The organism is Vogesella sp. EB, assembly GCF_001037925.1.
Lineage (GTDB): Bacteria > Pseudomonadota > Gammaproteobacteria > Burkholderiales > Chromobacteriaceae > Vogesella > Vogesella indigofera.
In genome coordinates this window covers 137,920-148,421 of sequence record NZ_LFDT01000006.1, presented here as the reverse complement: position 1 = coordinate 148,421, position 10,502 = coordinate 137,920, and the positions used below count along the sequence as shown (strand labels likewise).

General features: G+C 63.4%; 13 protein-coding genes. 5 read left to right on the top strand and 8 right to left on the bottom strand.

The annotated features are described in order from the left end of the window. Window positions 1-217 precede the first annotated feature (217 nt). Window positions 218-1,183 carry an acetyl-CoA carboxylase carboxyltransferase subunit alpha gene (locus ACG97_RS05750; RefSeq protein WP_047966384.1) on the top strand — a complete coding sequence of 322 codons (966 nt, stop codon included), beginning with the start codon at window positions 218-220 and terminating at the stop codon, window positions 1,181-1,183. Beyond that, window positions 1,155-2,501, top strand: coding sequence for a tRNA lysidine(34) synthetase TilS (gene tilS / locus ACG97_RS05745; protein WP_047966383.1), 1,347 nt, complete (start codon window positions 1,155-1,157; stop codon window positions 2,499-2,501). Before ACG97_RS05750 ends, tilS begins: the two co-directional genes overlap by 29 nt. A gap of 53 nt (window positions 2,502-2,554) precedes the next feature. Here tilS and ACG97_RS05740 read toward each other — a convergent pair whose 3' ends face one another. Together ACG97_RS05740 and ACG97_RS05735 are read right to left on the bottom strand one after the other, a co-directional pair. Continuing rightward, window positions 2,555-2,968 carry a cytidine deaminase gene (locus ACG97_RS05740; RefSeq protein WP_047966382.1) on the bottom strand — a complete coding sequence of 138 codons (414 nt, stop codon included), beginning with the start codon at window positions 2,966-2,968 and terminating at the stop codon, window positions 2,555-2,557. Between the two features lie 101 nt (window positions 2,969-3,069). Continuing rightward, window positions 3,070-3,969 carry a LysR family transcriptional regulator ArgP gene (locus ACG97_RS05735; RefSeq protein ID WP_047966381.1) on the bottom strand — a complete coding sequence of 300 codons (900 nt, stop codon included), beginning with the start codon at window positions 3,967-3,969 and terminating at the stop codon, window positions 3,070-3,072. Between the two features lie 110 nt (window positions 3,970-4,079). On the opposite strand from ACG97_RS05735, the gene ACG97_RS05730 reads away from it, so the two are divergent. Further along, on the top strand, window positions 4,080-4,697 hold the full coding sequence (locus ACG97_RS05730) for a LysE/ArgO family amino acid transporter (protein WP_047966380.1): 618 nt from the start codon (window positions 4,080-4,082) through the stop codon (window positions 4,695-4,697). 210 nt (window positions 4,698-4,907) lie between these two features. Here ACG97_RS05730 and ACG97_RS05725 read toward each other — a convergent pair whose 3' ends face one another. After that, window positions 4,908-5,282: a glycine zipper domain-containing protein gene (locus ACG97_RS05725; RefSeq protein WP_053068079.1), complete on the bottom strand. Its 375-nt coding sequence runs from the start codon at window positions 5,280-5,282 to the stop codon at window positions 4,908-4,910. A gap of 594 nt (window positions 5,283-5,876) precedes the next feature. Here ACG97_RS05725 and ACG97_RS05720 point away from each other — a divergent pair. Next, on the top strand, window positions 5,877-6,350 hold the full coding sequence (locus tag ACG97_RS05720; protein WP_047966395.1) for an Lrp/AsnC family transcriptional regulator: 474 nt from the start codon (window positions 5,877-5,879) through the stop codon (window positions 6,348-6,350). A 178-nt stretch (window positions 6,351-6,528) separates the two neighbouring features. Then, window positions 6,529-6,885 (top strand): cupin domain-containing protein, encoded by a 357-nt coding sequence (locus ACG97_RS05715; RefSeq protein ID WP_047966379.1) that lies wholly within the window; start codon window positions 6,529-6,531, stop codon window positions 6,883-6,885. 172 nt (window positions 6,886-7,057) lie between these two features. Here ACG97_RS05715 and ACG97_RS05710 read toward each other — a convergent pair whose 3' ends face one another. From ACG97_RS05710 to ACG97_RS05700, 5 genes are all read right to left on the bottom strand, one after another. Continuing rightward, window positions 7,058-7,984, bottom strand: coding sequence for a GGDEF domain-containing protein (locus ACG97_RS05710; protein WP_047966378.1), 927 nt, complete (start codon window positions 7,982-7,984; stop codon window positions 7,058-7,060). A gap of 212 nt (window positions 7,985-8,196) precedes the next feature. Further along, window positions 8,197-8,805: a cyclopropane-fatty-acyl-phospholipid synthase family protein gene (locus ACG97_RS05705; RefSeq protein ID WP_047966377.1), complete on the bottom strand. Its 609-nt coding sequence runs from the start codon at window positions 8,803-8,805 to the stop codon at window positions 8,197-8,199. Window positions 8,806-8,946: 141 nt separating this feature from the next. After that, on the bottom strand, window positions 8,947-9,207 hold the full coding sequence (locus ACG97_RS17520) for a hypothetical protein (protein WP_156167970.1): 261 nt from the start codon (window positions 9,205-9,207) through the stop codon (window positions 8,947-8,949). 116 nt (window positions 9,208-9,323) lie between these two features. Next, window positions 9,324-9,977, bottom strand: a complete 654-nt coding sequence (locus ACG97_RS17515; protein ID WP_156167967.1) for a hypothetical protein — start codon at window positions 9,975-9,977, stop codon at window positions 9,324-9,326. Continuing rightward, the gene (locus ACG97_RS05700) at window positions 9,977-10,444 is read right to left on the bottom strand and encodes a hypothetical protein (RefSeq protein WP_047966376.1); all 468 of its coding nucleotides are present in this window, start codon (window positions 10,442-10,444) and stop codon (window positions 9,977-9,979) included. The genes ACG97_RS17515 and ACG97_RS05700 overlap by 1 nt, the downstream gene beginning before the upstream one ends. Window positions 10,445-10,502 lie beyond the last annotated feature (58 nt).

The following is a 10,502-nucleotide window of genomic DNA, read 5'->3' as shown; positions in this document are numbered from 1 at the left end:
AATCTTGTCTGCTGTGACGCTGTATTTGCTGCGTCGTTCAGCGAGGAGGCGAATTAAAACACAGCTTGGCTGGGGCTGCAAGAGGGTGTCTGCAAAATTTGAATGAATAGCCGTTTTTACATATCTAAGGACAAGTGCATTTTGTCGGACAGGGTGGTGCTCATCGCTTCGGCCTCATGCTATCATTGCCGGATTACCCCGAATCGGAAATGTATCAATGAAGCCGACCTTTCTCGATTTTGAGCAGCCGATTGCCGAGCTCGAGAACAAGATAGAAGAACTCCGTTTTGTTCAGGATGACTCCGTGCTGGATATCTCGGAAGAGATCTCTCGCCTGCAGAAGAAAAGCCAAGAGCTCACCAAGACGCTCTATAGCAAGTTGACACCATCCCAGATCGCCATTGTTGCACGGCATCCGCAGCGTCCTTATACGCTGGATTACGTCGACGGTCTGTTTACCGATTTCCAGGAAATGCGCGGCGACCGCTCGTTTGCTGATGATCCGGCCATTGTTGGCGGTCTGGCCCGTTTCAACGGCCAGCCGGTAATGGTGATCGGTCACCAGAAGGGCCGCGACACCAAGGAAAAGATCGCCCGCAACTTCGGCATGCCGCGTCCGGAAGGCTATCGCAAGGCGCTGCGCCTGATGCGGACCGCCGAGAAATTCGGTCTGCCGGTGATGACCTTTGTCGACACCCCGGGTGCCTATCCCGGCATCGGTGCCGAAGAGCGCGGCCAGTCCGAGGCCATCGGTCGCAACCTGTACGAGATGGCGCGCCTGAAGGTGCCGGTCATCGTCACCGTGATCGGTGAGGGCGGTTCCGGCGGTGCGCTGGCGATTGCGGTTGGCGACTACGTCAACATGCTGCAGTACTCCACCTATTCGGTAATCTCGCCAGAAGGCTGCGCGTCCATCCTGTGGAAGACCGCAGAGCGTGCCGGCGATGCCGCCGAAGCGCTGGGCATTACCGCACCGCGCCTGAAGTCGCTGGGCCTGATCGACCGCGTGGTGAACGAGCCACTGGGCGGCGCCCACCGCGATCATGCCGCGATGATGACGGCACTGAAGCGCGTGCTGCAGGAGCAGCTGAAGGAAGCCGGCTCTCGTGGCCTGGATGAATTGCTGAAAACCCGCTTTGACAGACTGATGAGCTATGGCCGCTTCAAGGAAGACGCCGCCTGACCTGCTCGACACGCTGATCCAACACTGGCCGGACGCTTTGTCCGGCCAGTGTCGTTTGGAGCTGGCGTTGTCGGGCGGCATGGATTCGGTGGTACTGCTGGATTTGCTGTGTCGCTGGCGTGACGAGCGCGGCGGGCCGGCATTTTCGGCAGTGCACGTGCATCACGGCCTCAGCGCGCAGGCCGACGACTGGGTGCGCGCGTGCGAGGACTGGTGCCGTGCGCGCCAGGTGCCGCTGCGCGTGGTGCGGGTGGCGGTGTTGGCCGGGGGCGGCGACAGCCTGGAGGCCGAGGCGCGCAAGGTGCGCTATCAGGCCTTTGCCGACGGCGGTGCCGAGGTGATCGCGCTGGCGCATCACGCCGATGACCAGAGCGAAACGGTGCTGCTGCAGGTACTGCGCGGTGGTGGCCCGCGGGCGCTGGCGGCGATGCCGCTGCTGCGCGAGCACCAGGGCCAGCAATTGTGGCGCCCCTTGCTCAAGGTTGGCCGCACCACGCTGGTGGCCTATGCCGCGGCACGGCAGCTGCAGTGGGTGGAGGACGACAGCAATGCCGATACCGACCACTTCCTGCGCAATTTCCTGCGTCACGAGGTAATGGGCCGGCTGCGGCAGCGCACGCCGGCGCTGGACAAGCAGCTGGCGCGGCTGGCGCAGCGCATGGCCGATGCCGCCGAGATGGTCGATACCCTGGCGGCGATGGATCTGGCGCAGGTGCAGCACGGCCGCGAGCTGGATCTGCCGGCGCTGCTGGCGCTGTCGGATGCCCGTCAGCGCCACGTGGTGCTGGCGTGGCTGGCGCAGCTGGGGCTGTCGTTGCCGAGTCCGGAGTCGCTGTGCAGCTGGCTGGCGCAGGTGCGCAGTGCCGCGGCCGCCACGCAGCCCTTGCTGGAGTACCAGTCTCTGGTGCTGCTGCGTTACCGGCAGCGGCTGCTGGCCTTGCCGCGGGTGGCGCCGCAGCCGTGGCCGCTGTGCTGTGTTGTCGGCGAGACGCTGTGCTTGCCGCACGGCGAATTGCAGTGGCGGCGCGCACCGGGCGGCCTGCCGGACCACTGGCATGGCCGGCTGCTGGATGTGCTGCCGCGCACTGGCGGCGAGAAGCTGCCGCTCAAGGTTGGCCGCAAGCCGGTGAAGACGGTGTTTCAGGAGGCCGGCGTGCCGCCGCAGCTGCGGCTGGACTGGCCGTTGCTGGAAGACGACGCCGGCGAACTGCTGGCGGTGCCGTCACTGGGGGTGTCGGTGCTGCACGCGGCGGCCGGAGAGGGCTGGTGGCCGCAGTGGCTGCCGCTGGCGATCGTCAGCCGGCCGGCGAACGACTGAGCACCACCGTCACATGACACAGCGCCAGCAGCGATGCTGGCGCTGTTGTTTTGTCAGCCGGCGTCGCGCAGGTTTTTCGGGCCGAAGGCGCCCGGCAGCAGCTGCGACAGCGTGGTGTCGATGATGTCCGGGCCGTTGCAGATGGCGCGTACCGCCATGTCGGGGCCGAACTCGTTCAGCACCTGGCGGCAGGCGCCGCAGGGCGGGGTCGGCACGTCGGTGGGGGTGTAGATGCACACCGCCAGCACTTCTTCCATGCCATCGGCGCGGGCACTGAAGATGGCGGTGCGCTCGGCGCAGTTGGTCATGCCGAAGGAGGCATTCTCCACATTGCAGCCGCGCACGATCTTGCCGTCGGCGGTCAGGATCGCCGCGCCCACGGCAAAGCGGCTGTACGGCACATAGGCGTGGCGTGCGGCGGCACGGGCCTCGCGGGCCAGGGTGTCCCAGTCGATGGCGTTGGTCATCGGGCGTTCCTTTGTTGGCGGGGGAGGTGATCGTCCTCTTGCCGCCAGTACTTGTCAATGCGTGCTCTGCTCCGCGCGCGGCTTCAACAGGTGCGGTCTTGTCAGACTGCGTCCTGGCGCAGCCAACGTTGGCCGCAGGCCGTCAGCGTGTCCGCCAGCTGCCGCGCCAGCACCGATTCCACCCGCCAGTGATGCCAGTACAGCGCCAGATCGACCGGCTGCGCCGGCAGCAGGTCAACCAGCGCGCCGCTGGTCAGCGCCTCGGCCACCATCATTTCCGGCAGCAGGCTGTAGGCGTGGCCGGCGAGGGTGATATCGACAAAGGCGTGCGGCGCCGGCAGGGTAAAACTGGGGAACGGCTGCGTGAAGCCGAAATGCTGCGCCAGATACTCGCCGTGCAGGTCGTCCTTGCCGCTGAACAGCACCGCCGGCGCCCGCGCCAGCGTGGCGGCGTTGAGGCCGTCGCTGAAATAGCGGGCGCGGTACTGCGGCGTGGCCAGGCAGCGGTAGCGCATGGTGCCGAGGTAACGGCATTCGCCGCCCTGGAACGCCTGCGCGCGGGTGCTGACGCAGCCGATGACATGGCCCTGCTGCATCAGCGTCTGGGTGTGGTCCTGATCGTCGACCACCACGTCCAGCAGCAGCCGCTGCGTGCGCAGCACCGCGTCGATGGCCGGCAGGAACCAGGTGGCGAGGCTGTCGGCATTGACGCCCACCGCCAGCGTGGTGAACGCCTGCGCGTTGTCGTCCGGGCGCAGCGTCTGCAGCAGCTCGCTCTCCATCAGCGCCAGCTGGCGGTAGTGCTGCAGCAGCCGTCGCCCGGCGGCTGTCGGCTGTGGCGGCGTCACCCGCAGCAGCACCGGCTGGCCAAGGCTGTCCTCCAGCTGGCGGATGCGCTGCGACACCGCCGATTGCGTCACGCACAGCTGCTGTGCCGCCTTGTCGAAGCCACCGCAATCGACCACCACGGCCAGGGTGTGCAGTTGTTTGCTGTCCAGCATCAGGCTCGCCTTCTTTTATCAGTTTTATTAATGTAACCATAAAAACATTAGTTTTACTGCTTTTTGTGGGCTGCGTATGCTGGTAGTAACTGAAACGGGAGACTGCCAAGATGAGCTTGAATGTGTATTTGTCGGCGCTGGCGCTATCGGCCAGCCAGATTGTCGGTATCGGCCCGCAGAATGCGTTCGTGATCCGGCAGGGCATCGGCCGTCAGCATGTGCTGCCTATCGTGCTGATCTGCATCGTGTGCGACGTGCTGCTGATCGCCGCCGGGGTGCTGGGCATGGGGCGGCTGGTGGCGGCACTGCCGGGCTTTGTCGGCGTGGTGACCTGGGCCGGGGCGGCGTTTCTGCTGTGGCTGTCGTTCAAGGCGTTTCGTGCCGCGTGGCAACCGGGGCGGCTCGACGCCAGCGGCGGCATCGAGCGCGACCGCAAGCAGGTGATCCGCACCATCCTGCTGGTGACGCTGCTCAATCCCTATGTCTGGCTTGATACCGTGGTGCTGATCGGCAGCGTGTCGTCGGTGTACGGCACCGACAATGCCGGCGTGTTCCTGCTTGGCTGCATCACCTCGTCGGTGCTGTGGTTCGTGCTGGTCGGCTTTGGCGCCGGCAAGCTGGCGCCGTGGTTCGAGAAGCCCGCCAGCTGGCGGCTGCTGGACGTGGCGATCGGCTGCATCATGCTGCTGACCGCCATCATGCTGGTGCGCAATTACGGGCTGGGCTGAGCTGCGTTTCACGCGCGGCTGCGTTGCAATCGCCAAACCATACCCGTTGATGCCATGTCAACGGCGCGGTTCTGGCCAACGCCGCGGGTCGGGCGTTGGCTCGCTAGCGCGTGACCCGCTTCCGGGCGCGGCGGGCAAGAAAAACCCTGCCGGGACGATGGGGGCGTCCGGGCAGGGGTGCGCTGACACGCGGACCGCGTGTCGCGGCGATCAATCGCGCCTGTCGTGGTGGCCGCGGTGATAACCGTGGTGATGGCCGTGGTATTTACGGTGATGCTTGAACTTGTGATAGCGCGCCGGGCGGTAGGCACGCTCGTAAACGTAGACCGGCTGGGCGACCGGGCGCACGACAACCCGTTCCCGGTACTGTTCGCGTTCCGGCCGGGTCAGGATCACGCCGGTGGCTGCACCGATGGCACCGCCGACGACGGCCCCGTCGCGGCCGCCGACCGAATGGCCGATGGCGGCACCGGCTGCGCCACCGACGGCGCCACCGATAACATGGTCAAGATCACCGGCATGAGCGGTGGCGGTACCAGTTGCCAGCACGAAGGCCAGACCGGTCATGATGAGTGATTTGCGCATGGTGGTTCTCCTGTTGCATTACGTGATTGCAGTGTAAGCAGCGGCAGAAATCCGTGGTCGGCGGTTTTGTATCGACTATGTGACGCTTTGTGACAGGGCGGCGGTCGCGGGGAATGCCGGCGGCCAAGCCTGTCGCGCAATGGCCGGTCTCCCGGCTCCCGCTCGATGCGGGGCTCCTGCCTCTGCCGCTCGCCTTGTCACGCTGCACCTCGCCAGAAACCGTCACCAAAAGACGTGCGGCCAACCTTCTATGCAAAAGGTTGGCCGCAGCCTGCCGCCGGATTCCGCGCCGGCGACGTGTACTGTCCCTGGGCATTGCCCTTGGTCGCCGTTGCCAGTTGTCGCCGTCTGACGGAGGGTGTCCGTGTGGTGGCGCTTGCCGCCGGGTAGGCGGCCTGTCTGCAGTACCGGCAGCGGGTGTTGCCGGCGTGGCTGGCGGCGGGTGGCGGCCAGGCTGCACTGGGGTGAACCATGCTCAAACTGTAACCCGCGTGCTGCGGAACAGGCTTTCGAATGCGCCATCACAAAGCACTATCTTGTGCAGGATATTTTTGCTATTTTCATTTTTCGGAAGAATGTTTCTCAAGGATGAAAATGTCGGAAAACAATCGTGTTGTCAGCGCGCAAGACCGGAAGATTCTGCACGAGCTGCAGCAGAATGCCCGCCTCAGCAATGCCGAGCTGGCCGAGCGCGTCGGCATGTCGCCGTCGGCGTGCTGGAACCACACCCGGCAGCTGGAAAACGACGGCTACATCCAGGGCTACGTCGCGCTGATCAACCAGCAGAAGATGGGGCTGCCGGACACGGTGATGATCGAGGTCACCCTCAACGCGCACGAGGAGGGCACGCTGGCGCGCTTCGGCGAGGAGCTGGCGGCGCTGCCGGAAGTGCTGGAGGCGCACCTGGTCTCCGGCGAATACGACTACCTGATCAAGGTCGCCGTCGACGGCACCGCCGGCTACGAACGCTTCCTGCGCGAGAAGCTGTACAAGATTTCCGGTATCCGCCACAGCCGTTCGCACTTCACGCTGCGCTGCATGAAGAGCGTGCCGTCGGTACAGGTGTGAGCGTTGCGGCCAACCCTGGTCGCCAGTAGCTGCGCCCGCAAACCGGCCGCCGCGCGTGCGCGGCGGGCGACTGGAGTCCGTGCCGCGTATCTGCTTGAATAGCGCCTTTGCGCCAGAGCCGGTGCGCCCCGTGCGGCGCCGCGCCGGCCCTGGCATCACCCCATCACGGAGCAAGCACATGATCGTCAGAGTGGACGGGCAGCACCTCAGCGCCCAGATCGACTACCCCAATCCGCAACGACTGGTGAGCGGCAACCCGCAGCGCCGTACCTGGCCCGCTTACGAAAGCGGCGACGGCGTGTGCGCCGCCGGCATCTGGGCCTGCGAGCCGGGTGCCTGGCGCATCGCCTTTGCCGACAACAAGGAAGAGTTCTTCTGCATCCGGCACGGCCGGGTGCAGCTGATCGCTGAAAACGGCCACACCGAAGCCTTCGGCCCCGGCGACGCCGCGGTGATTCCGGCCGGTTTTCGCGGCGTGTTCGAGGTGGTGGAGGCGGTGGAGAAGTACTACGTGATCGTGACGCGGCCGGGCTGAGCGCCTGTTCACCGTCGGCAGCGGCTGCTCCCGATGGGGTGGTACGGCGTTAAGACTGCGCTGTGCCAGCGGTAAATGCCACGGCCTCGGCTGTTTTTGCCGTGTGTCGTGCGAGTGTGAGAGATCGTGAATGCGAGAACGCCGGCGGCCAGGGTTGGCCGCAGCGCGGCGCTCAGCTCAGGCTGACGATGGTATTGCGCCCGGTCAGGCGGGCCTTGGCCAGCGCCGCTTCCAGCCGGATCTGCAGCTGGCGGGCATTCTGGTCGGTTTCGTGCCAGGTGCTCAGGCCGATGCAGGTGCTGGTCTCGCAATTGGCGCCATCCGGCCAGAAGGTAAAGCTGCCCAGCCGCTGCTGCAGCCGTTTGGCGACCTTGACCGCATCCAGCAGCGTGGTCTGTCGCAGCAGCATCACCAGCGTGCCGTTTTCGTGGCGGCCGACCAGATCGCCGTCGCGGCTGCTCTGCACGCACAGATAGCTCACCATGCGGCGGAAATGGGCGCGATTGTAGGCGCCCAGTGGCTCCCGGTTGCGGATCGGCACCACCTCGGCGTGGATCTGCAGCGCCGCCAGCGGATCGTGATAGCGGCGCGCGTGGCCGACCTCGATGCCGGCGCGCTCCAGCAGCTGGCCGGCGGACAGCACGCCGCTGATGTAGTCGTCCGGATCCTCCGTCATGCCCTCGTCGCTGGCCGGCATCAGCTGCCGAACCCGCTCGAACAGCTCGTCCTTCTTCTTCAGCAGCTCGTTCATCAGCATGTGCTGACTGTGATCCGAAAAGGTGAAGATCAGCGTCGGGTACGACCAGGCCACCACCCGCGCCGACATTAGTACCGGGAAGCAGCGGCCGCGCGCCGAACACAGCTCGCCTTCGAGGTTGTAGACCAGATCCTGGCGCTGGATGTTGCGCAGGATGTCGTCCAGCGACGGCTTGCTGACAAAACGCGCCAGCGGCTGGCCCAGCAGCTCCGACAGCGGCAGACCGAGCTGGATCGACGCCAGCTGGTTGGCGGCCATCACCGTCATGTCGGCGCTGTCCGCCATGATGAAGGCACCCTGCAAGGTGTCGATCATGTACTGGAAATTCAGCTCGTCCGGCATAGACCTCTCCCCGTGCCATCGCTTGCCTGCCGGCCACACGCGGGGGCACCCCATAAAATGGCCGGCTGATTCTTAACATTAGTACATGGGGTGCATCGTGGCGTGCCGCTTGCCACGCGGCGGCATGATATTACCGGGGCATGGCGCGGACGCGGCGGCGGGGCCGGCAGGGGAAGGGCAACAGGGCTGCGGCCAGGGTTGGCCGCAACGGTTTACGGCTTGCGCGCCACCACCTGCAGCACGCTGGCCGTGCCGGTGTGGTAGCTGCCCTCGACCACCTCGCGCTCCAGCTCGACGAAGTGCAGCAGCTCCAGCCCGGCCAGCTCGCCACGCACGATGTCCGCCTCCAGCAGCATGTCCGCATCCTTCGGCCCGCCGGTGCCGAACGCCAGCTGGCGGGGGGTGTAGCCTTCCATGATCAGCAGCCCGCCCGGCTTCAGCGCGGCCATCGCGCGCGTCATCACCACGCGGCGCAAGGCCGACGGCAGGTGGCAGAACACCGACAACACCGCGTCAAACTGCGCTTCGCCCGGCTGGTAACGCGCCAGATCGGCCAGCACCGCGGTGATGTCCACCCCGGCCGCCGCCGCACGCGCCAGCACCTTGGCCAGCCCCTCGTGCGAGGCATCCACCGCCGTCAGCGCATGACCAAGCTTCGCCAGAAACAGCGCATTACGGCCTTCGCCCTCGCCCAGGCTCAGCACGCGGCTGCCCGGCGCCAGGCGCGGTGCCTGCTCGCGCAGAAAATCATTCGGCGCCTCGCCATAGATGAATTCGCTGACGGCAAAACGGGTATTCCAGAAATCGGCGGTATCGCTCATCGGGGTTCCTTGGTGATGGTGGGGCATGGTGGCGTTACGGTAGCGGGGCGGGGGCGGAGAGGCAAGGCTTGCGGCCAACCTTGTCGCGACGAAGCGTTCGGGTTTTTTGCCACGGAAGCACACGGAAGGCACGGACAAAGGTCAAGCGGCATTGGTCACAAACAGCACAAAAACAGAAGGTTGGCCGCAAGCCCGTGACGGCTTGCGGCCAACCTTGATGAGGCAGTCGCGGTAAACGTTGGGCTTCGCAGGCTCAGCCCAACCTACGGTGCTGATCACTGGCGCGGTCAATCGTCCTTCACCGCCGGCCGTATCCGCCATCAAAAACGCCCGGTCTTTGCGCCGGGCGTTTTGTTTGCGGTCAACGTTGGCCGCAAGGCCATACCCGCGGATTGAGACCATGTTTTTGATGCTGAAGCGCGGGTATCGCTAACGGCGAACCCGCCCTACGTGGCTAACGTCTGAATTCACCTGCATGCGCTGCTTTTCGCGCAGGTCCGGTGGAATGATGGGTTAGCCTACTGTGCCTTGTAGTTCTTAAATGAGTTACGGAATGCATGCACCAACCTCTCAACTTCCGAGTTTTTGCATGTGGGGGAGATATCCCTTTCCCATCCATTTTTAACTCTGTGGCTGAGCAACTTATCCACGCTTGTTGAAGACGTATTCGATACGAAAAATGGGCTTTTTGTCGATATATCCGCGACCAAACCAACAAATCCGCGAGCAAGATGCAACTGCAATGCAGACGTGTAGAACTTACATTCGACGCCGACCAAGATGCGTGAAGAGCGCGGAGAAACTGAATTGAGTCTGCAGTTCTCTGCTTCGGCTCGATCAAGAAGGGCTACATCGAATTCGTGGAGAACGCCGGATTTTCCTGCGACCTTAATTCCGGTGTGAGCCTCAAGAGCAGCTTTGCCATTGAATTCGATTAAGCAGTGAGTGTAATTTTTTGCTGTGGAGTATATGTAGCCTGGAGACGTGCGCAGTATGAGTGAAGTTGCAGTATTGCCAGAGCGATCCTTGAAACTTACCGTGGCCCCTTCGTCTCGTGCTGCGCGGATTAAAAGGGTTAGAACATATGCTTCGAATACGTCTGGCAAAGCTGATGCAGCAACGGGTGCTGAAGATATGGCAGCGCCCAGAACAGAAGAAATTGCGCTTAGCATTATTGGGTCCGTATTTGACTAATTAGTTCTTCAATTTCTGATACTCGCCTGTTGGCCTCAGCCAAGTTTGGGATGTTCTCCATCGGTAGCTCATAACTGTTTTCGTCATTTTCTTCTGAGGTAAAAGCAAGGCCATGAATCTGCAAGTTTTCAAGAGCACCTTTGATTTGCGAAGCCATCGCCGCACCGTCAATAATGGCACGCTTTGATGCTTCAAGAAGCAGTACCACGGATTCGGCGTCAGAGTAGTCATCCCGTCGAACAAAGTCGGCGGATTGGCTTCTCTTGAACTCGGTATCACTTAAGAGGCCAATCGAACGTCCTTCCACTTCCTTTAGAGTTTGAATCTTCTCTTCTGACAATCGTCCCGTTGCGAGTTCATCGCGCACCTGTTCTACCAATATCCCGTAGCCTTTGGCCATAAGGAATTCTGATACTTCTTGGAACAATTTTTTGTAGTCACTCAAGTGAAAATTCCTTTCTGTGGGTTAACGTGGAAGTGAGCGGACTGTGCGGCTTTTAGCG